This window comes from Arthrobacter sp. Y81 (assembly GCF_002929335.1).
Classification (GTDB): domain Bacteria; phylum Actinomycetota; class Actinomycetes; order Actinomycetales; family Micrococcaceae; genus Arthrobacter.
Genome location: NZ_PJIL01000002.1, coordinates 138013 through 163422, shown reverse-complemented (window position 1 = coordinate 163422; position 25410 = coordinate 138013). Strand labels below are relative to the sequence as shown.

The 25410-nt window shown below is 63.9% G+C and carries 25 protein-coding genes; 13 read left to right on the top strand and 12 right to left on the bottom strand.

All coding sequences use genetic code 11. From position 1 onward, the window contains the following. Positions 1-1502 precede the first annotated feature (1502 nt). From CXQ91_RS03595 to CXQ91_RS03575, 5 genes are all read right to left on the bottom strand, one after another. Entirely contained in the window at positions 1503-2045 is a 543-nt protein-coding gene (locus CXQ91_RS03595) for a type II toxin-antitoxin system VapC family toxin (protein WP_104172560.1), read from the bottom strand. After that, a complete protein-coding gene (locus tag CXQ91_RS03590) occupies positions 1996-2757 on the bottom strand; it encodes a hypothetical protein (RefSeq protein WP_146072296.1) in 762 nt (253 codons plus the stop codon). Before CXQ91_RS03590 ends, CXQ91_RS03595 begins: the two co-directional genes overlap by 50 nt. 161 nt (positions 2758-2918) lie before the next feature. Beyond that, positions 2919-3452, bottom strand: coding sequence for a hypothetical protein (locus CXQ91_RS03585; RefSeq protein WP_104172558.1), 534 nt, complete (start codon positions 3450-3452; stop codon positions 2919-2921). Positions 3453-4327: 875 nt separating this feature from the next. Then, on the bottom strand, positions 4328-4831 hold the full coding sequence (locus CXQ91_RS03580; protein WP_104172557.1) for a hypothetical protein: 504 nt from the start codon (positions 4829-4831) through the stop codon (positions 4328-4330). After that, positions 4831-5022, bottom strand: a complete 192-nt coding sequence (locus CXQ91_RS03575) for an AlpA family transcriptional regulator (RefSeq protein WP_104172556.1) — start codon at positions 5020-5022, stop codon at positions 4831-4833. The genes CXQ91_RS03580 and CXQ91_RS03575 overlap by 1 nt, the downstream gene beginning before the upstream one ends. Before the next feature lie 275 nt (positions 5023-5297). On the opposite strand from CXQ91_RS03575, the gene CXQ91_RS03570 reads away from it, so the two are divergent. Continuing rightward, positions 5298-6452, top strand: a complete 1155-nt coding sequence (locus tag CXQ91_RS03570) for a site-specific integrase (RefSeq protein WP_104172555.1) — start codon at positions 5298-5300, stop codon at positions 6450-6452. Positions 6453-6826: 374 nt separating this feature from the next. Beyond that, the gene (locus tag CXQ91_RS03565; protein ID WP_104172554.1) at positions 6827-8017 is read left to right on the top strand and encodes an acyl-CoA dehydrogenase family protein; all 1191 of its coding nucleotides are present in this window, start codon (positions 6827-6829) and stop codon (positions 8015-8017) included. Between the two features lie 10 nt (positions 8018-8027). On the opposite strand, the gene CXQ91_RS03560 is transcribed toward CXQ91_RS03565, so the two are convergent. Then, positions 8028-8555: a M23 family metallopeptidase gene (locus CXQ91_RS03560; RefSeq protein WP_104172553.1), complete on the bottom strand. Its 528-nt coding sequence runs from the start codon at positions 8553-8555 to the stop codon at positions 8028-8030. 474 nt (positions 8556-9029) lie between these two features. On the opposite strand from CXQ91_RS03560, the gene rpsB reads away from it, so the two are divergent. The 6 genes from rpsB to CXQ91_RS03530 all read left to right on the top strand — a co-directional run bounded on the left by rpsB (position 9030) and on the right by CXQ91_RS03530 (position 14050). Further along, positions 9030-9941 carry a 30S ribosomal protein S2 gene (gene rpsB / locus CXQ91_RS03555; protein WP_104172552.1) on the top strand — a complete coding sequence of 304 codons (912 nt, stop codon included), beginning with the start codon at positions 9030-9032 and terminating at the stop codon, positions 9939-9941. Positions 9942-10076: 135 nt separating this feature from the next. Beyond that, the gene (gene tsf / locus CXQ91_RS03550) at positions 10077-10913 is read left to right on the top strand and encodes a translation elongation factor Ts (protein WP_104172551.1); all 837 of its coding nucleotides are present in this window, start codon (positions 10077-10079) and stop codon (positions 10911-10913) included. Between the two features lie 147 nt (positions 10914-11060). Then, a complete protein-coding gene (gene pyrH, locus CXQ91_RS03545) occupies positions 11061-11798 on the top strand; it encodes a UMP kinase (protein ID WP_104172550.1) in 738 nt (245 codons plus the stop codon). Positions 11799-11909: 111 nt separating this feature from the next. Continuing rightward, on the top strand, positions 11910-12467 hold the full coding sequence (frr, locus tag CXQ91_RS03540) for a ribosome recycling factor (RefSeq protein ID WP_104172549.1): 558 nt from the start codon (positions 11910-11912) through the stop codon (positions 12465-12467). After that, positions 12467-13387: a phosphatidate cytidylyltransferase gene (locus CXQ91_RS03535; protein WP_104172548.1), complete on the top strand. Its 921-nt coding sequence runs from the start codon at positions 12467-12469 to the stop codon at positions 13385-13387. The genes frr and CXQ91_RS03535 overlap by 1 nt, the downstream gene beginning before the upstream one ends. A gap of 78 nt (positions 13388-13465) precedes the next feature. Continuing rightward, the gene (locus CXQ91_RS03530; RefSeq protein WP_104172547.1) at positions 13466-14050 is read left to right on the top strand and encodes a DivIVA domain-containing protein; all 585 of its coding nucleotides are present in this window, start codon (positions 13466-13468) and stop codon (positions 14048-14050) included. A gap of 36 nt (positions 14051-14086) precedes the next feature. Here CXQ91_RS03530 and CXQ91_RS03525 read toward each other — a convergent pair whose 3' ends face one another. The 4 genes from CXQ91_RS03525 to CXQ91_RS03510 are packed head-to-tail and all read right to left on the bottom strand — an operon-like array spanning position 14087 to position 17902. Further along, the gene (locus CXQ91_RS03525) at positions 14087-15565 is read right to left on the bottom strand and encodes a cation acetate symporter (RefSeq protein ID WP_104172546.1); all 1479 of its coding nucleotides are present in this window, start codon (positions 15563-15565) and stop codon (positions 14087-14089) included. Positions 15566-15572: 7 nt separating this feature from the next. Then, positions 15573-15923, bottom strand: coding sequence for a hypothetical protein (locus CXQ91_RS03520; RefSeq protein WP_104172545.1), 351 nt, complete (start codon positions 15921-15923; stop codon positions 15573-15575). Continuing rightward, positions 15920-16639: a LytTR family DNA-binding domain-containing protein gene (locus CXQ91_RS03515; protein ID WP_104172544.1), complete on the bottom strand. Its 720-nt coding sequence runs from the start codon at positions 16637-16639 to the stop codon at positions 15920-15922. Before CXQ91_RS03515 ends, CXQ91_RS03520 begins: the two co-directional genes overlap by 4 nt. A gap of 45 nt (positions 16640-16684) precedes the next feature. After that, positions 16685-17902, bottom strand: coding sequence for a sensor histidine kinase (locus CXQ91_RS03510; RefSeq protein ID WP_104172543.1), 1218 nt, complete (start codon positions 17900-17902; stop codon positions 16685-16687). A gap of 181 nt (positions 17903-18083) precedes the next feature. Here CXQ91_RS03510 and CXQ91_RS03505 point away from each other — a divergent pair, with 181 nt between their 5' ends. Continuing rightward, positions 18084-18464 (top strand): DUF485 domain-containing protein, encoded by a 381-nt coding sequence (locus tag CXQ91_RS03505; protein ID WP_104172542.1) that lies wholly within the window; start codon positions 18084-18086, stop codon positions 18462-18464. Then, positions 18461-20077: a cation acetate symporter gene (locus tag CXQ91_RS03500; protein ID WP_104172541.1), complete on the top strand. Its 1617-nt coding sequence runs from the start codon at positions 18461-18463 to the stop codon at positions 20075-20077. Before CXQ91_RS03505 ends, CXQ91_RS03500 begins: the two co-directional genes overlap by 4 nt. Positions 20078-20178: 101 nt before the next feature. On the opposite strand, the gene CXQ91_RS03495 is transcribed toward CXQ91_RS03500, so the two are convergent. Together CXQ91_RS03495 and CXQ91_RS03490 are read right to left on the bottom strand one after the other, a co-directional pair. Beyond that, positions 20179-20679, bottom strand: a complete 501-nt coding sequence (locus tag CXQ91_RS03495; protein WP_258073834.1) for a hypothetical protein — start codon at positions 20677-20679, stop codon at positions 20179-20181. A 451-nt stretch (positions 20680-21130) separates the two neighbouring features. Beyond that, positions 21131-21604, bottom strand: a complete 474-nt coding sequence (locus CXQ91_RS03490) for an Lrp/AsnC family transcriptional regulator (RefSeq protein WP_104172540.1) — start codon at positions 21602-21604, stop codon at positions 21131-21133. Between the two features lie 195 nt (positions 21605-21799). Between CXQ91_RS03490 and pdhA the strand changes: the two genes are divergently transcribed. Genes pdhA through CXQ91_RS03475 form a run of 3 tightly spaced genes read left to right on the top strand, consistent with a single transcriptional unit; the run spans position 21800 to position 25403 of the window. Then, positions 21800-22978 (top strand): pyruvate dehydrogenase (acetyl-transferring) E1 component subunit alpha, encoded by a 1179-nt coding sequence (gene pdhA, locus CXQ91_RS03485; protein ID WP_104172539.1) that lies wholly within the window; start codon positions 21800-21802, stop codon positions 22976-22978. Continuing rightward, the gene (locus CXQ91_RS03480) at positions 22978-23988 is read left to right on the top strand and encodes an alpha-ketoacid dehydrogenase subunit beta (RefSeq protein WP_104172538.1); all 1011 of its coding nucleotides are present in this window, start codon (positions 22978-22980) and stop codon (positions 23986-23988) included. Before pdhA ends, CXQ91_RS03480 begins: the two co-directional genes overlap by 1 nt. Next, positions 23985-25403 (top strand): dihydrolipoamide acetyltransferase family protein, encoded by a 1419-nt coding sequence (locus tag CXQ91_RS03475; RefSeq protein WP_104172537.1) that lies wholly within the window; start codon positions 23985-23987, stop codon positions 25401-25403. Before CXQ91_RS03480 ends, CXQ91_RS03475 begins: the two co-directional genes overlap by 4 nt. The last annotated feature ends 7 nt before the right edge of the window (positions 25404-25410 follow it).

Below are 25410 nucleotides of genomic sequence, written 5' to 3'. Positions count from 1 at the left end.
CGTAGTCCGGCCCCACAGGTCGGCCCATTCTCTTGGCGGCGCGGTTGGTCCGTATCTAAGGCAGGCCTGCTAAATTCGAGCAACTACTTACTCGGGCGCCAATAGCGCCGACGTCATTTGGGGGCACTATGAAGAAGAACTTTGTCGTTTTCGCGGTCACGGCCCTAGCTCTAGCGGGGTGCAGCGCCCCCGGCGAGGGTGGCGCCTCACCCACGGTTACGGTGACAGTAACGGCCTCTCCGCCATCTCCCGCGCCGCCCACATCGCCGGCCGCCATGGGCGAGCCGCAGACCTCAAAGAGTGGCTCGACTGTCACTGTTTTCGAGCACCGGAAGGGTGCCGAGCCTCGAGACCCCAACCAGGAGGCAATCGACGTGCAGGTTTGTACGCCGGCAGCACCGCCTTCGGCCGCGGCCGAAGCTCCGGTTGTCACCAATCAGCCCTGGGCGCTCCTGGATGCCGAAAACCGGAGATATACGTTAGCTTCCTCTTACTGGACAAACGGGGAAGCGCAGCCGATGTACCCGACTGAAGAACAGCTCGCATGGGGCGACTGTGTCCGGGGGTGGATCATCATCCAAGGGCAGGCCGCAACCCCAATGATCAAGGTCAGGTACACCGGATCAAATTCGATCCTTGAGTGGAAGCTCTCATAGGGTTCGTGACCGCAACGAGGGACTCTGCCGCGAAGGAGCAGAACTCCGCGCAAGGATGAGCCCTGACTACGAGGATTGAGAATGTCGGGCGTACTCGTCCACCAATTGCGTTGCACTATCTGTGGCCAAATTGACGACGGTAGCGATTTGGACATTCTGCGGCACTTGCAAGAGCTCCACGACGCCATTTGCCCCGGCAAAAAGCAGGAGTAGCAGAGAAAATGGCCTCTAGGCAATTAGCGATGGGGGAGTGCGCTCTAATTGCCACGGAACGGCCCTAATTAAGCCTTTGGGGCGCTGGGAAGCTCCGGCCTTAATGGCTGGGGCCTCCCTTGGGTTCTGGGCTCTTAGAAAGGCGTACAGCAGCCTTTTCCGGCCTTCCTCTCGTACCTACGGTCTGATTAAGCAGGAAACCGCATCCGATGGCGACTTTTACTGGCCTCCGCCGCAATTTGGCACAAATTCTCCCCAAAGGGTCCCCGCTGGCTAAATCCGTGTGTAGTCTGATCTGACATCGCAATGCAGGGGGAAGATGCGCTTTAACCGCTCAGCGGGGCTTTTTGTTACAGGACCCTGGCTAGCTATCGGGGGAGCAGTGATGGGCTGCGTCGGAGTCGTCAGCATGAGCTCCTCCTCGACCTCAATCTATTCATCCGGGCCGGACGGTTTCAGCGTCCTGCTAACACTCCTCTCGGCCGCTGCGGCGATTGCTGGCTCTGTGCTGATGGCGGTCGCCCTGTACAGGGCGCTCTGCAAGATCGATGCGCTGATGATTCAATTGCCCCAGCCTCAGCCCACGCAGTGGCATGGGCAGTATCCACAGCTACCGCAGGCACTCCCAAGGTCTTAGGAAGCGGCGGCAGTAAATAGGTCCAACTGCCCCTCATCACTAGGTGAGGGCGGTTCAGCTATCTCGAAGTCGTACACGCCGTTCAGTTTGAGTAGGTCAGAATCCCACGTATAAAGGACCTCAACCTTCGCCTGTATGGCGCTCGCTAAAATCAAGGCGTCTCCACCCCGGAGCTGCTTCGTTATAGCAAGGTCGGCCGCTTGGGCGGCAATTCGTCCGTCAATTTCCACGATCATGAATCCAGCATTACGGATCCATTCCCGCGTACGGGCGACCCGTTGCTTCCTGTCGATTGGAGGTAGATGAGATCCACGGATTTTGCCGTTCCCTGCCACTTCAGGAATGAGGTAGGCGGACAAGGCCAGCTTGTACTTTCCCTGAATGGCAGCCTCAAGCACCTGCCTGCTGCGTGGCAGCCAGGAAGCGTCGTCTTTACCTCCATTAGTGAGGATGTTCAGCAAGACGCATGTATCGATGGCTCGCCGCGGTTCAGTCCTCGTCACGCTGTTTCCTAACCCATTCGACGGAACTGAGACCATTCGTCCATTCCGTTCCAAGCAGCCCAGCAAGTTCGTCAACCGAAACAGGCTGCCGAGTTGTCTGCACTATTTCGAAATCTTCCAAAGAGAGCGACACTTTTCGTCCAGAATGGTCCCTTCGGAGTTCCCCCCACGCCAATACTTGCTTGCCAATGGCCTCAACCACGCGGGCTTCCATCTGGGCTGAGAAGGCGACCTTGACGGACTTGCCCGTGCTCTCATCAACGAGGCCAAAGTTTTTCTTCCCGCTGCGGCTAAGGTACCGGTCAATCTTCCCAGCGACCGATCCTAGGGACTTGTTTGGAGCCTTTAGAGCACGTGACGCGTTAGCAACAATTTCTCCGTCTAAGCGAATTGCCTCACCGGCCCCAACGGTCAATTCGACGCCCTCAACCCCTGCGAACTTGCTTAGACCGCCCGCCTGCACAACGGCCTCAAGCATGGAATCGCCCCAATCTGCGGGCGTGGAAGAAGTGGTTTCGAGGTGGCGCAGGCCGTCGGTAATTTCAGCAAAGGCAGCATGCCAATCCAAGTCTTCATCAGGACGAACCTCAACGAGAGCGCTGGACACCTTCAGATCAGAAATCAGCCAATGCGACTCTGTTGCGCCATGAAGCAGGTCTATCAAGCCGCCCAGCGACCTGTGGAGGGCACGGACGTCGATAGAGTTGGGCGCACCCAATATCTTGAGTCTCACCTCGTTGTGCTCCATGCCGCCCCCCTCCCTTGTACCCACATGCTACACACTTCCATCCCCTGTCTCGGTGCCGCCCACCCCTGCGCCGCCAGTTGGCTTTGAGCCGGTATCCGTTGTTGCGCCTCCCGAAGACTCTTGGGCGGAAGCTGCCACTGGAGCGCCGTCCGAGGACGGCGTCAGTGGACGTGAGGGGCCGTTGCCATAGACATCAAGGCGGCGTCATCAACCATGGACGATGGGTCTACAGCCCAGTCCGTGATTTGCCTGCGGGCAGTTGCGGCGAGATTGTAAAGGTCGCTGATTTTGTCGACGCTGCGCTCGTCCAGCTCGAGCATCGCGGAAACCTGAGCGCGAATCCAGTCTCCCAGGGCGGCGCCGCCCTCGTGGCAATCAAGGTGAAGTAGCGAGTCCAGCTCCTCGGTTTCATGCAGGATGCGGAAGTAGTCGCCGCCATCCACTCTGTCCGTCGCGAGGTCCGCTACTTTAGAGATCAGTGCCATGCAGCGTTCGGCCATGTGCCGACGCCAGCCGGACCACTGCGCCTGTTCTTGTGCTTCGAAGGCGGACTTCATCTCCGCTTCTCGTCGGTTGAAATCCCTGCGCTGGGACCACAGGGCAAGCAGCACCGACCCAATAACAGCCACTAGCGTGAACATCCCAGCCCAAAGGACCTCCGGGCCGTTACCGGAATCCCCAAAATCTAGAACCATAAGCAGAGCCTCTCACGATGGGCCGACACGCAGGCCGCAGGTAGGCTTCGATTCATGAATGATGCAGAGGTGTTCTGGCAGGCAGTGGCCGCGTCCGTTGCGGCCGCAACTGCACTGAGCACCGGGCTGGCGTGGGCAATAGGCAGTTGGGCGCGTAACCGGTCCAGGGCGGAGGCCGACTGGGTATATGACGTGTACGCCCATATCGTGGACGAGCACTCAAACCAACCGCATTTTCCCAGAGGCCATATCTCCGTGCGTGGGAAGCTCGCCAACGCAGGTGACGCCAGTGCCTTCAGGCTCACGATGAAAGTGACCTCAGGAAGTTGTGGGATGACTACGCCAACCTCCAGCCCACTGGGCCATTCGCAGGCTCATGGCTGGGTCGCCGTTTTGCCGCCTGGGGAATCAGTCGACTTTTGGGCGATAGTGCCGCCTCAAGACTGGGGGAGTTGCGTCATTTCGCTGGATTGGATTGCTTCTCCGACTCGGCTGAAAAAGCACTTGCAGCTTGCTTTTAAGCCGGCCGATGAGTGCCCTGACCCTAAGCCTGTTGCGATCTGGACCGAGAACGGAATGTCGACATCCAGACCTCAGGGGGAATAACGGCGCACGGCCTATGGGCACGTCAGGCTGAGGCAAACGCGCTTACGGCTGGCGCCGACGCGCATGCAGCAGCAGTGGCAACATCATCGACAGTCACCGGCCAACCCTCGGCGCTGCGGCCCTTGGGGGGCCTGCGCCCCGCTTGTTGGTGGGGTGAAATGGCGACCTCATTGCCCAGTGGCTGCGTAGCCACTCGTGTCTTCTTCCTCTGGAGCTGAACCGGCGGAGCCGTGTTCAGCAGCTAGTCCTATATATAGAAGGACATTTAGCTAGAAGGGTGGATGAGCGTTTCCCCACGGCGCATTCTTGCCACAGAGGGAAGCGTCAGAGTCCCACCATGCAAGCTCGGCGTCCGTCCAGAAGTGCCCTTGCAGCGGTGGGGCAACTGCCCAGCCCGCGGGGAAGGCGGCGCCCGATCCCGGCACGGTGGCCAGGTGCACGCTGGAGTTGTTGAACCTCGCCTTGCTTGCCAGTAGTGCTGCGGCCCTGGCTTGCTGCCAGTGCCGGGAGACGGTCTTGACGGTCTGCCCTGTGTCGACGGCCACGGTCTCGCGGTCTACGGCAGTGAAGCCGTCAGGGTTTACCGTTTCCAGCAACGCGGCCATGGTGCGCTTCTCGGAAGCAAGCAGCGGGGCCGCCGCAACTGCTGACAGGTACGAGTCTTTGTGGAAATAGGGCAGCGCCCGCCGCGCCGCTGCATCACGTACCCTCCGCAGGGCCCCTGCGGGGGCCTCACAGGGCTCCACCTGCGCCAGGCAGCCGGCGGCCGTCATTACGCGGTCACCTTCTGCTGCTTGGCCCAGTTCCTCACGTCCGCGACGTGATAGCGGATCATGCCGCCGAAGCGGAAGCGGGGCGGACCTGATTCCTTGCCGGTTTGGGCTAGCCACTTCTCGGAGACGCCAAGCAGGACAGCAACCTGCTTGCGGTTCAGGTATTCAGGTTCGAGCAATTCCTCGTTCATCGGACTCCCAGCGCACAGGCTTGGCCCCAGGGCCAAGCAAAGTTGCACAACGGCGGAATGCGTTGCGTCTACTGCGCGGCGGGAACGTGCTGAGCATGCGGACTCCAAATGATCAAGGGAGGGGGTGTGGGGTATCAGAAGGAACCTTTGGGAACTCCTGTACCACTTGCACAATTATGCCGTGCGGGCAGGCGTAATCTCGAATCGTTTATAGCATGCCCCTGGACGGGCTAGATCAGGGGTCTTTCTGGATAGCCTGACCTAGGATAGTTGGCATGGCTGTTTACGATGCGCGAGAGCGGTTTCCGGAGAAGCCCACGGTCAAGCCGTGGGTTGCTGACTATCGCGATGCTTCCGGGGCTCGGCGACAGCCGCGCTTCCGCACAAAGAAGGAAGCCGAAGCGCACTATCGAGAGCAGACGTTGGCAGTGTCCAGCGGCACGCATCTCGACATGTCGAGGGCTAAGGCTATGACCGTCTCGCAACTGAACAAGCAGTTCGTCACGTTCAAGCTCAGCGTCAGCGCTCGTGGTAAGCCGTGGGCGCCGGCCACGCACGCCAAGCACCGGGCGCAGTACGCCAAATATGTGGAACCACGCTGGGGCCACACTCCGCTAGCCAGCATCCGATATGCGAACGTCTCTGACTGGATCAATGCACTCGAGTCCGACGGCAGCCCCGCAGGGGCCAGCACGAAGCGCCAGGTTGCCAAGCTGTTTTCCCAGCTGCTGGGCTACGCGGTTCGGCTCAACCTCCTGCCCGCCAATCCGGCCAAGCTCCGCGATGGTTCCATCGACTACATGCCAAGGGTGGAGAAGAGGACGGACCACGTCTACCTGACAATGGAGCAACTTGCCGCCTTCGCCAGCAAGGCGGGGCCATATGAGGACATGATCCTCACGGCTGGCCTTTGCGGCTTGCGGTTCGGTGAGCTGGCAGCGCTCCGCGTCGGAAACCTTATCCTTGGCGTCAATCCCTATATGAGTGTTGAGGCCTCCATCTCAGACGTTCCCAAGGATCTGGGAGGCCGCGTTGAGAAGTCGCCTAAGAGCGGCAAGGCGCGGGTTGTGCCGCTGCCCAGGAAGCTGGCAAAGCGGCTAGCGCTTGCGGTGGAAGGCCGCAGGCCTGACGAGCGCGTGTTTACGTCGCCTCGCGGGCTGACGCTTCGCGCTGAGAACTTCCGCCGCGACGTGTTCACTCCGCTAGTAAAAGCGGCCCGCACCGACCTGCCAGGATTTCCCACACTGACGCCGCATGACCTGCGACATACTGCCGTCAGTCTGCACATCCGCGTAGGCTCAAATGTGAAAGTTGTGCAGCGGATAGCGGGACACGCCACGGCGGTTCTCACGCTGGATACCTACGCAGGGTTGTTCGATGAGGACCTTCACGAGAGCGCGGCAAGGTTGGATGCCAAGCTAACTCTATAAGCCGGTGGATAGTGGCAGGATAGTCACAATGCCAACTTCCCTTTATTGACGCCAAACTATCGAAGGACTCATAATCCTAAGGTCCTCGGTTCAAGTCCGAGTAGCCCTACGAAACTTCCCGTCTCCGCCCTCCCCGGCGGGGCAGGAATCCTGTACCAGGAGCGCCAGGCCCAAGACGGTCTGTGCCAAGGAGCCTGTGCCAAGGAGCCGCGGCCGATGTTCAGACATCGGCCGCGGCTCCTTTTTCTTTTGCCGCAAAGAGCCCGTGCCCGCTTGCCCGACCTCTTCCGCTGCGGTATGTTACTCGTGAGTAACTTATGCTGGCTCGTAGTCCGGGACCTTTGGTCGCTGCTGATCACACGTGAAGGAACAATATGTCCAAAGCTGCAATCGACATCAACAACCTGCCGTATGCTGACGGCGACTTCTTCGCCTTCGAGCAGTTGCTCAGCGGCAAAGAGGGGGACCGGCTGGCCGAAGTCCGGGAGTTCCTGGCGCGCGAGGTCAAGCCGATCGCGGTCGACTGCTGGAACCGCGGCGAGTTCCCGATGGACCTGATTCCGAAGCTGGCGGAGATCGACCTCGTCAGCCCCGTTAGGCGCCAGGGCTACTCCAACCTTTTCGCCGGCATCCTGCACGCCGAGGTCACCCGCGCGGACACGTCCATCGCCACGTTCATGGGCGTCCATGACGGTCTGTTCACCGGGTCCATCGAGGCCCTCGCCTCGCAGGAGCAGCAGGAGGCATGGCTGCCGGATATCTACTCGCTTCGGAAGATCGGCGCCTTCGGCCTCACTGAGCCGCTCGGCGGCTCCGATGTCGCCGGCGGCACCCGCACCACTGCCCGCCGCGAGGGTGACAGCTGGATCCTCAATGGCGCCAAGCGCTGGATCGGCAACGCCACGTTCTCCGACTGGGTGGTCATCTACGCCCGCGACCTCGCCGACAACCAGGTCAAGGGCTTCCTCGTGGACACGGCGACCGAGGGCTACAGCGCCACGAAGATCGAAAACAAGATCTCCCTGCGCACCGTCCAGAACGCCGACATCACGCTCGAGAACGTCGTGGTGCCGGACTTCTTCAAGCTCGCCAACGCCAACAGCTTCCGGGACACCAATAAGGTCCTGAAGGTAACCCGGCTCGCCGTGGCCTGGCAGGCCGTCGGCCAGCAGCTCGCAGCCTTCGATGTCGCCCGGCGCTATGCAGTGGAACGCAGCCAGTTCGGCCGGCCCATCGCGTCCTTCCAGCTGGTCCAGAACCAGCTCGTGCAGATCCTCGGCAACGCCGTCAGCTCGATGGGCATGATGGTCCGGCTGTCGCAACTCGAAGACGCGGGCGAAGCCAGGGACGAGCAGTCCGCCCTCGCCAAGGCCTTTACGACGGCCAGAATGCGCGAAAGCGTGGCTATCGGCCGCAGCCTCCTCGGCGGCAACGGCATCGTCACCGACTTCGAGATGGCCAAGATCTTCTCGGATGCCGAAGCCATCTACTCCTACGAAGGCACGCACGAAATCAACACCCTGGTGACCGGCCGCGCGATCACCGGCATTTCGGCAATCGTCTAGCCCCTCATCCTCATCCCGGCACCAGCAGGGGAAGCAGGATCGAGGGCCGCAGGTCTGTCACCAGGGACAGCGGATTGATGTATTCCTCGCCCCGCCGCACGCCCCAGTGCACGCACGGCGTCGCTGCGCAGTGGCCCGGCAGTACCGTCCCGAGGACGTCCCCCTTCGACACTGTGGCGCCGGCCGCCAGGCCGCTTTCCACCGGCTCGAAACTGCTGCGGAGCCCATTGCCGTGATCGATGGTGATCACCGGACGGTCCACCACCATGCCCACGAAGCTGACGGTTCCCGACTCCGGTGCGGTGACCGGGCCGCCGTCGGCCGCCGCCTGGAGATCCACGCCGCGGTGCCCGCTCATCCACGGCTTGTCCGGCGGGTCGAACGCGCGGAGCACTGCCGGCCTGGGTGTCAGGGGCCAGCTCCAGCCCGCTGTCGGGGCGGCGGAGGGTCCGGCCGCCGCACTGGAGGCGGCCTCGGAAACCGGGGCCGTCGCGGACGCGGCCAATACAAGTGTTGCCATCAGGATCCGGGCTTTCATTCCCTCAGCCTGCCTGCCCCGCGCATTCGCTGACAGGGGCGCGTAGCGTTATGTGGACAAGCCGGAAAAGAGTCCGGAAAATGGCGGTGCGGCGGGCCCGGAAATGGTCCGATCCGGCGGGGCCGCTGTAGTACACTTGACGGAGCAGTTTGCTGTGCCCTCAACGATGCCCGGCCGGCGGTTCAAGTACTTTCGGGTCGCTTGGTCCTCCAGGCCGTTCTAGTCAGCACGTCTCATTCAGAGGTGTGGGGGAGCAGTGGCTGACTACGCGTATCCAGCCCTCCTCATACGAAGCCAAAACTTCCGCTGCGAAGGACTGTGCCTCCTGCGGTCCGTGCCCTATGGCCCGGATGGGAAGCGCAGTGGATGCCAGGAGCAACGCCCGCCTGGGTGAAGCTAATCAACCGTCAACTATTGGCAGGGTAAGAGAGCCTTGGGTTCTCTCATGAATGACCTGCCGGAAGGAGCGTCGGCATGCCCGTCGTAACTATGCGCCAGCTGCTTGACAGCGGCGTCCACTTTGGACACCAGACCCGTCGTTGGAACCCGAAGATGAAGCGATTCATCTTCACGGAGCGCAACGGCATCTACATCATTGACCTGCAGCAGTCGCTGTCCTACATCGACCGTGCCTACGAGTTCGTAAAGGCCACCGTTGCACACGGCGGCACCGTTCTCTTCGTCGGTACCAAGAAGCAGGCGCAGGAATCCATCGCCGAGCAGGCCACCCGCGTTGGCCAGCCGTACGTCAACCAGCGTTGGCTCGGCGGTATGCTGACCAACTTCCAGACGGTCTCCAAGCGTATCCAGCGCATGAAGGAACTCGAAGAGATCGACTTCGACGACGTCGCCGGCTCGGCGTACACCAAGAAGGAACTGCTGCTCCTTCGCCGTGAACTCACCAAGCTCGAGACCAACCTCGGCGGTATCCGCAACCTGACCAAGGCACCTTCCGTGCTCTGGATCGTGGACACCAAGAAGGAACACCTCGCCGTTGACGAGGCCAAGAAGCTGAACATCCCGGTTGTTGCCATCCTGGACACCAACTGCGATCCGGACGAAGTCGACTTCCCGATCCCGGGCAACGACGACGCCATCCGCTCCGTCAACCTGCTGACCCGCGTTGTTGCTGACGCTGTTGCTGAGGGCCTCATCGCCCGTAACCAGCGCGCAACCGGCACCACGGAAGCTCCGGAAGAGCCGCTGGCCGAGTGGGAGCGCGAGCTCCTCGAAGGCAGCAAGTCTGAAGAAGCTCCCGCCGCCACAGAAGCTCCGGCTGCTGAAGAAGCGCCCGCTGCTGAAGAAGCGCCCGCAGCTGCAGAGGAAGCCCCGGCAGCTGCCGAGGAAACCGAAGCCGCCGCCGGCGAAGCCGACGCTGCCAAGTAGGCAGACAAGTAAATCTGGACCATCCCCGGCACTGTCCGCAGTGCCGGGGGTTTCTGACAGGATGGCCGCTCACTTGGTGGGCTGCCGTCCTGTCAGTCCGTACACCACACAAAATTTCTAGACAGAGGGGTTCACATGGCGAACTACACTGCCGCTGATATCAAGGCTCTGCGTGAGCGCACTGGCGCCGGCATGATGGATGTCAAGAAGGCTCTTGACGAAGCCAACGGTGACGCCGAAAAGGCCATCGAGATCATCCGCATCAAGGGCCTGAAGGGCGCTACCAAGCGTGAAGGCCGCTCCACCGCAGAAGGCCTGGTTGCTGCCAAGGTTGACGGCGGCGTTGGCGTGATGATCGAAGTCAACTGCGAGACCGACTTCGTGGCAAAGGCTGACAAGTTCATCCAGCTCGCCGACAAGGTCCTGGCCATCGCGGTCGAGTCAGGCGCTGCCGACATCGAAACCCTGCTGGCCACCGAGGTTGACGGCAAGCCGCTGTCCGAGGTTGTTGTCGAAGAGGGCGCAGTCCTCGGCGAAAAGGTTGTTGTCCGCCGTATTGCCCGCATCGAGGGCGGCACTGTCGACGCCTACCTGCACAAGACCTCCAAGGACCTCCCGGCCCAGGTCGGCGTCCTGTTCGCCGTTGAGGGCGAAGGCGACGCAGCCGCAACAGCAGCACACGACGTTGCTGTCCACGTTGCCGCGATGGCTCCGAACTACCTGACCCGCGAAGACGTTCCGGCTGAGCTCGTTGAGTCCGAGCGCCGCATCGCCGAGGAAACGGCCAAGGCTGAGGGCAAGCCCGAAGCAGCCATGACCAAGATTGTGGAAGGCCGTGTTACGGGCTTCTTCAAGGGCGAGGTGCTGGTTGACCAGGCATTCGCCAAGGACGCCAAGAAGTCTGTGGCGCAGATCCTCGACGAGGCCGGCGTCAAGGCTACGGCCTTCGCGCGTTTCCGCGTCGGTTCCTAGTTAGACACGCAAAGGGGTGGTCACTTCGGTGGCCGCCCCTTTTGCATGCAACCGCAGCCTCAGGGCTGCACGTACGGGCCGGGGAAATGACACCTTTGGCCATCCGGCACGATAACCTAGCTCAGAGCTCATTTACGGGAAGGCACCATGGAAACCGTCAACAATTCTGTCCAGTCAGAGAAGAGCCGGCGTCGCGTCCTCCTGAAACTGTCCGGCGAGGTCTTCGGTGGCGGAAAGCTGGGCGTGGACCCTGATACCGTCCGCGGGGTCGCCAAGCAGATCGCCGCAGCCGTTCCCGACGTCGAGGTCGCGATCGTCGTAGGCGGCGGCAACTTCTTCCGCGGCGCCGAACTGTCGCAGAGCGGCATGGACCGCTCCCGTGCCGACTACATGGGCATGCTGGGTACCGTGATGAACTGCCTCGCGCTCCAGGACTTCCTGGAACAGGCCGGCGTCGAGACCCGCGTGCAGAGCGCCATCACCATGGGCCAGGTGGCCGAGGCGTACATTCCCCGCCGCGCCATCCGCCACATGGAAAAGAACCGCGTCGTGATCTTCGGCGCTGGCGCCGGACTGCCGTATTTCTCCACCGACACCGTTGCTGCCCAGCGTGCGCTGGAAGTCCATGCCGACGTCGTGCTGATGGCAAAGAGCGGAGTGGACGGCGTCTACACCGCCGACCCCAAGAAAGACCCCAGCGCCGAAAAGCTGGACCACCTCAGCTATGACGATGCCCTGCGGCGCGACATCCGCGTTATGGACCAGACGGCCATGACCATGTGCAAGGACAACAACCTCACCATGGTGGTGTTCGGCATGGAAGGCGAAGGCAACGTTACCCGGGCCATCCGCGGCGAGCAGCTGGGCACCGTAGTCACCCCCTAGCAACGGCTAGGATGATTTGAGGAAGGCCGGCCCGGTGGGCAGGCCGCAAAGACGGAACGTACCGTGCATTGTTCCGGCTAGCCGGAATGCACCAATTTCTGAGGAGAGACCGTGATCGAAGAGACCTTGCTCGAAGCCGGGGACAAGATGGACAAGGCAGTCGAGGTTGCCAAGGAAGACTTCGCCTCGATCCGCACCGGACGGGCAAACCCGGGCCTCTACAACAAGGTGCTGGTGGACTACTACGGCTCGCCCACCCCGCTGCAGCAGCTGGCTTCCTTCGCGATCCCGGACGCGCGCACCATCCTCATCACCCCATTCGACAAGACGGCACTGCGGGATATTGAGCGCGCCCTGAGCGACTCCGAGGTGGGCGCCAACCCGTCCAACGACGGCAACGTCATCCGGATCACCATCCCGGAGCTGACCAAGGAACGCCGCAAGGAATACGTCAAGATCGTCAAGTCCAAGGGCGAGGACGCCAAGGTGTCCATCCGGAACATTCGCCGCAAGGCCAAGGAAACGCTGGACAAACTGGTCAAGGACGGCGAGGCCGGTGAGGACGAGGGCGCGCGCGGCGAGAAGGAACTCGACGCCATGACCAAATCGCACGTTGACGGCATCGACGACCTGCTCAAGCGCAAGGAAGCCGAGCTGCTCGAGGTCTGATGGATCAGGCACAGCAGGCACCCGGACACAGGGTCCGGGTCCGGGGGAAGCAGCGCTCCAACCCAACGCCCAAGGCCGGACGGAACCTTCCGGCCGCCACCGCGGTGGGTCTGGCAATGCTTTTCGCCGTATTGGGGGGTCTCCTGTTCCTGCCGCTGGGATTCGTCCTGGTCACCACCACCTTCGCGGTGTTCGGCGTCTGGGAGATCTTCCGGGCGCTCGAGGTAAGCGGCACCCGGCTGCCCATCGTCCCCGTGATGGTGGGCACCGTGGGGATGCCGCTGGCCGCGTATTTCGGCGGAGTGGAGAGCCTGCTGTTCGCCCTGTTGGCCAGCAGCGTGGCGGTGCTGTTGTGGCGGACCATCGAGAGCGCAGCCGGATCAGCGCGCAGCATCTTCGCGGGCGTGTTCACCCTGGCCTGGGTGCCGTTCTTCATCAGCTTCGCGATCCTGCCGCTGCATGCGGTGGGAAGCGTCACGCCGGTGGGCCTGTGGCCCGGCGGAGTGATTCCGCCCGGTGCCTGGCAGATCGCCACGATGCTCCTGCTGGTTGTTTCCAATGACACGTTCGGCTACCTCGTCGGGGCCTCCTTCGGGAAGCATCCCATGGCGCCCAAGATCAGCCCGAAGAAATCATGGGAAGGCTTCGCCGGATCGATCGGCGGAGCCATTGCCGTGGGTGTCCTGGCGTGCCTCTTCCTGCTGGACAAACCCTGGTGGGTCGGTGTGGTGCTGGCCGTGGGCATGGTGGCGGCGGCAACCATCGGCGATCTCGCCGAATCCATGGTCAAGCGGGAACTCGGCATCAAGGACATGAGCAGCATCCTGCCCGGACACGGCGGCGTCATGGACCGCCTGGATTCAATCGTCTTCGCCTCTCCGGCGGCGTTTATCCTGTTCACAGCTGTTTCCGGAGCCTGAGGCGTCCCGCCTGGCAACAGTTCGGCGCCTTAGACTGGTGCGGAGCAAAAACAGCTGAACAGCACTGAAGGAAGCATAGTGACAGTGGACATTCAACGGCAGATACCTGCGTCATTCGACCGTGTGCAGCGGAACGAATACGGCTACAACGCCAAGCAGGTGGACCAGTTCCTCCAGCGCGCACGGGTTTCGTTTGAGAATCCTGCCGCAACCGCCCAGATCATCAAGAGTGCCGACGTCCGGGCTGTCTGCTTCGATCCCGTCAAGGGCGGTTACGCCGCGGCCGGGGTCGACGCCGCCCTGGACCGCCTGGAAGACGCCTTTGCCCGGCGCGAGCGTGATGAGCTGATTGAGGCGCGCGGCGAGGACGCCTGGCTCCGCGAAATCGGCAAGCTGTCCGGCCTGCTGCGGGGCCGGCTCCACCGTCCCGACGGCGACCGGTTCCGCCGGCCGTCCGGCGGCCGCGGCCGAAGCTACAACACCGTGGACGTGGACAACCTGTGCCGTGACCTCATTGGGTACCTCGAAGAGGACCAGCCGCTCAGCGTGGACAATGTCCGCCGCGCGGTCTTCCGTCCGGCCAAGGGCAAGGACGGCTACGAAGAAACCCAGGTGGACGCCTTCCTTGACCGCGTGGTCGAGCTGATGGCCGCCATCGACTGACGGGCCCTGCCTCGGCTGACAGGCCTGCCGGCTCTCCTAGCGTTCGGTGGCCAGCGGACGTTCCGGTGTGTGCAGCCTGGTCATCACCTTCGTGAGCGTCCGCGGCACGCGGTCCTTGGTGGCACGGGACACCAGGATCATCACGGCGAAGGCGGCCGGCACCGTCCAGGCGGCGGGCTGGGCCAGCCATTGCGGCATTGCGGCGCCGGACGCAGCCGGACCGGACAGTGCGCCGGCAACCAGGGCGCCGCCGCACAGGACACCCCCTGTCACCATTCCGGCGATGGCTCCGGCGTCGGTAAGGCCGCGCCACCAGATCCCCAGCAGCAGGGCCGGACAGATCGTGGACGCGGTGAAGGCGAAAACGAGGCCCACGCTTCCGGCCAAAGCCAGCGAGTCCGTCATGAAGGCGAAGCCCAGCGGCACGGTGGCTGAAATCAGCGCAGCCAGCCGGAAGCCGCGGACACTCCCGCCCAGCACGTCCTGGCTGATCACGCCGGCGAGCGATACCACCAGCCCTGACGTAGTGGACAAAAACGCGGCGAACGCCCCTGCCACCACAAGCGCGGAGAGCATGTCCCCGGCCGGCCCTCCGATCAGCCGGCCCGGCAGCAGCAGGACCAGGGCATCCGACCGGCCGCTCTGGGCGAGGTCCGGAGCGAACATCCGGCCGGCCACTCCGTAAGCGGTGGGAAAGAGATAGAAAACGGACAGCAAGCCCAGCACGATCAGGGTGGTGCGGCGCGCCGACTGTCCGTCGGGGTTGGTGTAGAACCGCACCAGCACATGCGGCAGGCCCAGTGTTCCGAAGAGCAGGGCAACCAGCAGCGAGATGTTCTGGTACGGACCGGTCGGTGCCAGCCCGGTGGGGTTGGTGTTGGCTTCGGCCATTGCCGGGGTGCCGTTGCCCGCCAGCACCAGGGCGATGAACACGATAGGCACCGCCAGTGCAGTCAGCTTAAGCCAATACTGAAACGCCTGCACGAAGGTGATGGAGCGCATCCCGCCGGCCACAACCGTCAGGCACACCACGATGACCACCGCCACGGATCCCACCCAGGACGGAAGCCCCGTGGTGATGCGGATCGTCAGGGCCGCACCATGGAGCTGCGGCACAATGTAAAGCCAGCCCACCACCACAACCGCCAGGCTGGTGACCCGGCGGACCGCCCGGGAATCCAGCCGCACCTCCGTGAAATCCGGGATGGTGTAGGCGCCGGAGCGCCGCAGCGGAGCCGCTACGAAGAGCAGCAGCATCAGGTACCCCGCGGTGTAGCCGATGGGAAACCAGAGCCCATCCGTGCCGGAGAGCAGGATCAGTCCGGCCACGCCCAGGAAACTGGCGGCCGAGAGGTACTCGCCGCCGATCGCGGAAGCGTTCCACCATGGCCGGACCGTCCGGGATGCCACATAGAAGTCTCCGGTCGTGCGTGAAATCCGCAACCCGTAGAACCCGATAACCGCCGTGGCCACGGACACGGCAGCGAACGCGGCGATGCCCACCACCGGGTTCAAGGCCGCCTCACCTGTCCTCCGCGAGGTCCCGGTACCGGGCCTCGTTGCGGGTGGCCGTCCGGATATACAGCCACGCACTGAGGCCGATCACCGGGTAGATTCCGGCACCGAGGAGCAGCCAGCCGAACGGGATGCCCGCGATTTTCGATTCCGCCAGCCCGGGAACCAGTCCCAGCATGAGGGGGAAGGCCAGCAGGATCAGCAGGAACCCACCGGCAACCACCACTGCCAGCCGGAGCTGCGTGCGGATCAGGGACCGGACGAACACCTGGCCCACATCGGATTCCTCGGCGGCCTCGCGGGATTCCAGCACCGGCCTTGCAGCGGACTGCGGGGCTGTCACCCTGACGCGCGTCATGCCTGCGGCCGGATCCGCGTTGTTTCGAGCTTCTCCCGGACAGATGGCAGGTGGCGACGGCTGATGGGCAGTTCGGCCCCCGCCACGGTGACGGTCGGACGGGCAGCGGCGAGCTTCATATGGCTGACGTGGTTGAGGGCGATGAGGTAGGACCGGTGTGTGCGGAGGAAGCCGGCCTCGGCCCACTGCTGTTCCAGATCGGCCAGGGGGACGCGGATGAGGTAGCTGGAGTCGGTTGTGTGCAGCCGCGCGTAGTCGCCCTGGGCCTGGACATACGTGACGTCGTCGCGCCGGATCATCCGGGTGGTGCCGCCGAGATCCACCGTAATCATTTCCGGTGGTGCGGCGCCGTCCTTCATGAGTTCGCTGATGCGGCCCACCGACCGGGCCAGCCGTTCAGCGCGCACGGGTTTCAGCAGGTAGTCGACGGCGGCGAGTTCAAACGCTTCCAGTGCGCACTCTTCGTCCGCGGTGACGAAGACGACTACCGGGGGATTGCTGCTGCGCGAGATGGCCCGGGCGATGTCCAGGCCGGACAGGGCAGGCATGTGGATGTCGAGGAACACCGCGTCCACGGCTTCGGCATCGAGCACGCGGAGGGCCTCGGCACCGGACGACGCCCGGTGGATGGCCCCGATCCGGTCGTCCCGGCCGAGCAGGAACGCCAGCTCCTCGACGGCGGGGAGTTCGTCGTCGGCGACGAGGACGTTGATCATGGTTCTAGATTAGCCCGGCGGCCCGCCCCGCGACGGCCCGGACGCTCAGGCGTCGTGGCCGGGTTGTGATTTGGGGACACGCATGGTGATCAGCGTGCCCTCGCCGGGAGCCGTTTCGATGACGAGGCCGTGGTCCTCGCCATAGACCTGGCGGAGCCGGGCGTCCACGTTGCGCAGCCCCACATGGTCGCCGTCGCTGTGTCCGGCCAGCATGGACCGCAGCTGTTCCGGATCCATCCCCACGCCGTCGTCCTCTATGGTGACCTCCGCGAAGGTGCCGGAATCATTCGCCGCAATGGTGATGTGGCCCGGACCTTCCTTGGCCTCCAGGCCGTGGCGGACGGCATTCTCGACGAGCGGCTGCAGACTGAGGAACGGGATGACCGTGCTCAGCACCTCGGGGGCGATCTGCAGGCTGACCTGCACGCGGTCGCCGAACCTTGCCCGTTCCAGCAGCAGGTAGCGGTCGATGCAGCGGAGCTCTTCGGCGAGGGTGGTGAAGTCCCCGTGGCGGCGGAACGAATAGCGGGTGAAGTCGGCGAACTCCACCACCAGTTCCCTGGCCCGCACGGGATCCGTGTTGATGAACGACGCGATGGCGTTGAGCGAGTTGTAGATGAAGTGCGGGCTGATCTGGGCGCGGAGGGCCCGGACCTCGGCCTCCATCAGGAGGGTCCGGGAAGCGTCGAGTTCGGCGAGTTCAACCTGGGCCGCTACCCAGTCGGCCACTTCGCCGGTGGCACGGACCAGCCCGGCTCCCGCTGACGGGGCGAAAGCCGCCACCACTCCCACAACCCGGGCGCCGGCCTTGATGGGGGCAATAACGACGGCGCGTTCCACGTCTTGCGGGATCGGTTCCGAGGCCGCGTCGCCGGCGAGCAGGTACAGCTCGCCCGCCGGGATCACGGCCGTGTGGCCGCCGTCGAGCACGTTAGCCGCGAGACCCATCAGCGCGGGCCGGAGTTCCTCGCCGGCGCCATCCCAGGCGAGCACGCCCGAGGTGTCGGTGATGGCCAGGGCATCGCAGCCCAGGATGGTGCGCAGCTGCCTGCTGGCTTTGGCCGCGCCAGCGGGGTTCAGCCCGGTGCGCAGGTGTTGTCCGGCCCGTGAAGCCGCATGGAGGGTCTTGTAGGTGGCACGCTCCGCGTCGGTGCCCAGCTCCCGGAAGGACCGCAGGACTTTGAGGCCCACGCCGACGACGACGGCGATCGCCATCGCGATCACGGCGATGGCGGCGGCGGTGAACAACGGAGAGTCCGGCATGGGCCCAGCGTATCTTCGGGTGCCGTTTGGCGCAGCATCGGGACCGCTGAGCGACCGTCTGGCGGCTTCTCTGGAATGTAACCGCCATCACGCGTCAGAGTGAGTGCAGTCACATTGGCCGGGACTGTTGTGGAAGAGCAGGGCAGCCGGTGTGGACGGAAAGTCTCAATGAGGAGGAACGATGGGTCACGATGCCCACGAAACGGACGCCGCGGCGGCCGTGGATTTCAAGGAAGTGCAGTCGACGGAGCGGTTCCAGGAACTACGCAAGCGTCACCGCAGTTTTGTCTTTCCGATGGCCATTGCATTCCTGCTCTGGTACTTCGCCTACGTTCTGTTGGCCGACTACGCGGTCGGCTTCATGTCCACCAAGGTCTGGGGCAACATCAACATCGGGCTCATCCTGGGCCTTTTGCAGTTTGTATCCACCTTCGCCATCACAGGCTGGTACGTGAGCTATTCCAACCGGCGGCTCGATCCCATCGCGGCCGAGATCCGCCACGAAATTGAAGGCCACGAGTTCGACAAAGCCGGCAACCGGGTAAGCGGGACAACAAAATGATCGGAATGGTTCCTGCGGTCAACGTCGCCGCCCTCAAAGACACCACGCTCCTGAACATGGGCATCTTCGGCCTGTTCGTGGCGGTCACCATGTTTATCGTGATCCGTGCCAGCCGCAACAACAAGACGGCGGCCGACTACTACGCGGCCGGACGTTCCTTCACCGGCCCGCAGAACGGTACGGCCATCGCGGGGGACTACCTCTCCGCGGCCTCCTTCCTCGGCATCACCGGCGCCATTGCCATCAACGGCTATGACGGCTTTATGTACTCCATCGGCTTCCTGGTCGCCTGGCTCGTCGCCCTGCTGCTCGTGGCCGAACTGCTCCGCAACACCGGCAAGTTCACGATGGCGGATGTGCTCTCCTTCCGCCTCAAGCAGCGTCCGGTCCGGATCGCGGCCGCCATTTCCACCCTGGCCGTCTGCTTTTTCTACCTCCTGGCCCAGATGGCCGGCGCAGGCAGCCTGATCTCGCTGCTGCTGGGCATCAGCGACTGGGGCGGACAGGCGCTGGTGATCATCGTCGTCGGCGCCCTGATGATCATGTACGTCCTGATCGGCGGCATGAAGGGTACCACCTGGGTGCAGATCATCAAGGCCATGCTCCTGATTGCCGGTGCGGCAGTCATGACGTTCTGGGTCCTGGCCATCTATGGCTTCAACCTTTCCGATCTGCTGGGCGGCGCGGTGGAGACGTCCAAGAACCCGGCGGTCCTGAACCCCGGCCTCCAGTACGGCAAGTCGGAAACGTCCAAGCTGGACTTTATGTCCCTGGGCCTCGCCCTGGTGCTGGGCACCGCGGCACTCCCACACGTGCTGATGCGCTTCTACACGGTCCCCACGGCCAAGGAAGCCCGCAAGTCGGTCGTCTGGTCCATCTGGCTGATCGGCATCTTCTACATCTTCACGTTGGTCCTCGGCTACGGCGCTGCTGCCCTGGTGGGTGCTGACACGATCAAGTCCGCTCCGGGCGGGGTCAACTCGGCCGCACCGCTGCTCGCCTTCCACCTCGGTGGACCGCTGCTGCTGGGCTTCATCTCGGCGGTGGCGTTCGCCACCATCCTCGCCGTGGTGGCCGGCCTCACCATTACCGCGGCGGCATCCTTCGCCCATGACATCTACGCCAACGTGCTTGCCAAGGGGAAGGCCGACGCCGACACGGAGGTCAAGGTGGCACGGCGCACCGTCGTGGTCATCGGACTCCTTGCGATAGTCGGCGGCATCTTCGCCAACGGCCAGAACGTCGCCTTCCTGGTGGCGCTCGCCTTCGCCGTCGCGGCTTCGGCGAACCTGCCCACGATCATCTACTCGCTGTTCTGGCGCAGGTTCACCACCCAGGGCGCGGTGTGGAGCATGTACGGCGGCCTGGCGTCGGCGATCATCCTGATTGCCCTCTCCCCGGTGGTGTCCGGAACGAAGACCTCCATGATCCAGACGGCGAACTTCGCGATCTTCCCGCTGAGCAACCCGGGAATCGTGTCCATTCCGCTCGCGTTCTTCCTCGGCTGGCTCGGCACCGTGCTGGACAAGAAGCTGGAAGACACCACCAAGCAGGCCGAGATGGAAGTCCGTTCCCTCACCGGCGTTGGTGCCGAGAAGGCGGTGGACCACTGACACCCGCTCTGCCAGGTCACAGCTGACGGAGAAAGATACAGCTGAACAAAACAGGAGCCCCCGTGAATACGGGGGCTCCTGTTTTGTGTAGTGCTGTGGGCTCAGGCCCGGGGCCTGAGTTTGATGTTGATCATCTTCATATCCCGATCGCTGTCGAAGCTGTAGGCCAGATCCACTTCCTTGCCGTCGCAGCCGATGACCCCCGCGACGTCGGCCGTGTTGTTGCCGTTTTCGCTGCTCACCTTGAGGTCGTTGTACGTCGGCTTGCACGTGTCATTCAGTTCGAGGGTCTTGACTCCGGCCGCGAACTGCTCCTTGGAGAGTTGTTCCTGAAGGGCCGGGTCGAGGAAGTCGTCGTAGGCTTTGTCGGTGTCTCCGGCGATGACCAGCTGCGTGAAATCGTCGGCGAGGTTCCTGGCCTTGTTCGTTGCGCCGCCCACGAGGTTGAACACGAACACCCCTCCCGCGATGACAAGGAGCAGCACGCCACCCGCAATGCCCAGCAATATCCATTTTTTGCGGTTCCGGGCCGGCGGCTGCTGGTCCGGTGTGCCGTACGGCCCGGGGGCAGCATACTGCGCAGCTCCGTGCTGCGGGTTCACGTACTGTGGCTGGCCGTACTGCGGCTGCCCGTACTGCGGCTGCCCGTACTGCGGTTCCCCATATGGGGGGACAGGCGGCTGCCCCGGAGCTCCGGGCGCACCGTACGGCGGTGCCGGCGGCTGCTGACCCGAGGGTGCATGGGGCGGGACAGGCGGTTGTCCTGGGACTCCTGGCCGGGGTCCATACTGCGGTACTGGAGGCGGCTGCCGCCGGCGCCGCTCGCCGGCGTCCGGTTGGGCCGGCTGGTACGGTTCCTGAGGATTGCTCAAGATCAAGCCTTTCCGGCAGGCCGCTTGGCCACTGCCTGATTGCACGGGCCGTTCACGGCCGCGATTCGTTCAACTGGACCCCAGCCTATAACCCCGGCCCACTGTGCCTGGCTATCCGACCGCCCCGGTATCCGGCCCGGGGTGCCAACGGGCCCGGGAGCCATCCGGTCCGGGCGAACGCCTACCCTTCGGCGGAGCCGCGCTCAAGCAGCGGCTGGATGCGAAACGGGATGAGCTCTCCCATGGCAAGCGCCGTGTCCGTCCGGTCCACCCCTTCACAGGCCAGGATCTTGCCGTTGATGCGAAAAAGGTCCTCCGCGTCCAGCGCCACCACCCGTAGCAGGAGGTCCGCCGAACCGGTCAGTCCGTAGCCCTCCAGGATTTCCGGAATGCCGGCCAGGTCCACTGCCAGCTGGCCAAGCTTCTGCTGCTGCACGTGGACAGAGATAAACGCCATGAGCGGGTATCCCAGGGCCGCCGGACTGATCCGCCGCTCGAAGGACAGGAAGACGTGCTTCTTCTCCAGCTGGGCCATCCTGGCCTGCACCGTGTTGCGGGACAGCCCCAGTTTCTGCGCCAGGGCCACCACCGTCCGCTTCGGGTCCCTTGCGAGGGCGGAAAGGAGCCGGGTGTCAGTGCCATCCAAAGGTTGCATAATGCGAAGGCTAGCACGGCCGCGGGTCCTCAAACAGTGCATTCTGCTCAGTTTTTTTGGCAGTGGTTGTACCCATTGAGCATTGTGAGTATCGTCACAAATATCCGGGGCAACGGCGCCCGGGCGGCTGGCGTGCACGGGGATCACGAGTCCTTTGAGCGCTGGTGACACGACGTATGAAGGTTGCGTGCAACTGTGTTTACAGACGAGTTGGGTCAGGGCGGCATCGCCGCCGGCGGCCCGGACAACAGTGCAGGACATCACGGCGGGACAGGCGAGAGCCTGGTCCAACTGATCACTCCCGGGGGTGAGCGCGTCAGTCATCCTCAGTACGACGCCTGGGTCCAGGATGTCAGCGACGAGCAGCTGGGTTTCCTTTACGAGGACCTGGTGGTCATCCGGCGGATCGACACCGAAGCGACCGCCCTCCAGCGCCAGGGGGAACTCGGCCTGTGGCCGCCGCTCCTGGGCCAGGAGGCAGCCCAGATAGGCTCGGCGAGGTCACTCCGCGACGATGACTTCGTATTCTCCAGCTACCGCGAGAACGGCGTCGCGTACTGCCGCGGCGTGGATCTTGCCGACATCGTCAAGGTCTGGAGGGGTAACGCCTCGGCGGGCTGGGATCCCTTCACCGTCAACATGGCCACGCCGCAGATCATCATCGGCGCCCAAACGCTTCACGCGACCGGCTATGCCATGGGCATCCAGAACGACGGCGCCGACTCCGTGGCCATCACGTATTTCGGCGACGGCGCCACCAGCGAGGGAGACGTCAACGAGGCCATGGTCTTCGCAGCCAGCTTCCAGTCCCCGGTGATCTTCTTCTGCTCCAACAACCACTGGGCCATTTCCGAGCCGGTTCGCCTGCAGTCCCACATCAAAATCGCCGACCGCGCGGCAGGATTCGGGATTCCCAGCATCCGGGTGGACGGCAATGACGTCCTTGCCGTGATGGCAGCGACGCGCGAGGCACTCGAACGGGCCCGCCACGGCGGCGGCCCCACGTTCATCGAAGCAGTCACCTACAGGATGGGCCCGCACACTACGGCCGACGACCCCACCCGATACCGGGATGCCAACGAACTGGAAGACTGGGCGGCCAAGGATCCGATTGCCCGCGTCAAGGGCCTGTTGGAACGCAAGGGCCTGCTCACGGTGCAGCTCGAAGCGCGGGTGGCTGCCAAAGCCGACGCCGTGGCGCGCCAGATGCGGGCCGGCTGCATCAACATGCCCGACCCGGAGCCCCTGGACATCTTCAAGCATGTCTACAGCACCCCCAATTCCTGGCTGGACCGCCAGGAGGACCACTACTCCCGCTACCTGGCTTCCTTCGGCGATCCCGCAGGGACCCACTCAGAAGAAGGTGCTCGCTGATGACGCAAATGACCTTTGCCCGGGCGATTAACTCCGGCCTCCGCAAATCCCTCGAAAACGACCCCAAAGTCATCCTGATGGGCGAGGACATCGGCACCCTCGGCGGCGTCTTCCGCGTGACCGACGGCCTGCAGAAGGACTTCGGCAAACACCGCGTTGTGGACACACCGCTCGCCGAGTCCGCCATCATGGGCACCGCCGTCGGCCTTGCCTACCGTGGTTACCGGCCGGTGGTGGAAATCCAGTTCGACGGGTTCATCTACCCGGCGTTCGACCAGATCGTGTCCCAGGTGGCCAAAATCCATTACCGGACCCAGGGGGCCGTGAAGATGCCCATCACCGTGCGCGTCCCGTTCGGCGGCGGCATCGGATCCCCGGAGCACCACTCGGAGTCTCCCGAGGCGTACTTCACCCACACGTCCGGACTGCGCGTGGTCAGCGTCTCCAACCCGCAGGACGCCCACACCATGATCCAGCAAGCCATCGCCTCGGACGACCCGGTGCTGTACTTCGAGCCGAAGCGCCGCTACCACGACAAGGGGGAGGTTGATGAGTCGATCGATCCGGCCACCGCGCTGTCAATGGAAAAGGCGCGTGTGGTGGCTGAGGGCAAGGACGTCACGCTCGTCGCCTACGGTCCGCTGGTCAAGACAGCCAAGGACGCCGCCCTGGCCGCCGCGGACGACGGCGTCTCGATCGAGGTCATCGACCTGCGCTCGCTGGCCCCGCTGGACTTCGCAACGCTGGAAGCCTCGGTGCGCAAGACGGGCCGCCTGGTGATCACGCATGAAGCCGGGCAATCCGGCGGGCTCGGCGCCGAGGTGGCCGCCAGCATCACGGAACGCTGCTTCTATCACCTGGAAGCCGCCCCCGTCCGGGTCACCGGTTTCGACGTCCCGTACCCGTACTCCAAGCTCGAATCGCATCATCTGCCAAGCCTCGACAGGATCCTTGACGGCGTGGACCGTGCCCTGGGCCGCCCCAACTCCCTCAGCGGGCTGGAAGGATGAGCGCCGCCATGATCAAGGAATTCAGGCTCCCGGACCTCGGCGAAGGGCTGACGGAATCGGAAATCCTCAGCTGGAAAGTTGCCGTGGGCGACACCGTTGCCCTGAACCAGGTCATTGCGGAAGTGGAGACGGCGAAGGCCGTCGTTGAACTGCCGTCGCCATTCGCCGGTGTGATCACCGCCCTGCACGAACAGCCGGGAACAGTGGTGGAGGTGGGCAAGCCGATCGTTTCCTTCGAGGTGGAGGGCGACGACGGCGGGCCCTCCGCCGGCGGTCCGGCTCAGGCGGAGACCGCCAAACGCGAGCCCAACCTCGTGGGGTACGGCGCCATCGTCGAAGCCTCCGGCCGGCCAACGCGGCGTGCCCGCACTGTCGCTGCTCCGGCCGCTGCTCCGGCCGCTGCTCAGGCCCCAGCTCCGGCCGCGGCGCCGGTTGCCGGGCCAGTCGCCACCGCGGCGGCTGAACGCGTCGAACCCACGGCCCCGGCCGAAACTGCCCCAACAAACGCGGACGAGCGTCCGCGCTCCACACCGCCAGTGCGGAAGCTGGCCAAGGACCTGGGCGTTGAGCTCACGGCCGTGACCGGCACGGGCGCCGGCGGGCTGATCACGCGCGAGGACGTGCAGAACTTTGCCGGCGGGGGAGACCGTACTGCGGTTGGTGCTCCGGCCGGGGCGGCTCCGGCAGCCGGCGTCGGCGGCATCATCCAGGGTGAGCGTGAAACGCGGACGCCCATCAAGGGTGTCCGGAAACTGACCGCTGCGGCTATGGTGTCCAGTGCCTTCACGGCACCGCACGCCACGGAATTCCTGACCGTCGATGTCACCCCCACGATGGAGCTGCTGGCCCGGCTCAAGGCCAGCCGGGCGTTTGAGGGTTTCAAGCTGACTCCGTTGACCCTCGTGGCCAAGGCACTGCTGATTGCCTTGCGCCGCCAGCCGTCGCTGAATTCGCGGTGGGAGGAAGCCAGCCAGGAGATCGTGCAGTTCAACTATGTGAACCTGGGGATTGCTGCGGCGACTCCCCGGGGACTGACAGTGCCGAACATCAAGGACGCCGACCGGATGTCCCTGACCGAGCTGTCCACGGCGCTTACGGGCCTGACGGAAACTGCCCGCGCCGGCAAGACCAGTCCCGCCGAGCTCTCCGGCGGCACCATTTCCATTACCAACATCGGAGTGTTCGGCATCGACGCCGGCACGCCGATCCTCAACCCCGGCGAAGCGGCCATCCTGGCTATGGGAGCCGTGCGGAAAATGCCATGGGAGTACAAGGACGAGGTCGCCCTCCGCCAGGTCATGACGCTCAGCCTGTCCTTCGACCACCGGCTGGTCGACGGCGAGCAGGGGTCCCGCTTCCTTGCGGACATCGGGGCCATCCTGGCTGATCCCGGCATGGTCCTGGCAATGGTCTAGCTGATAC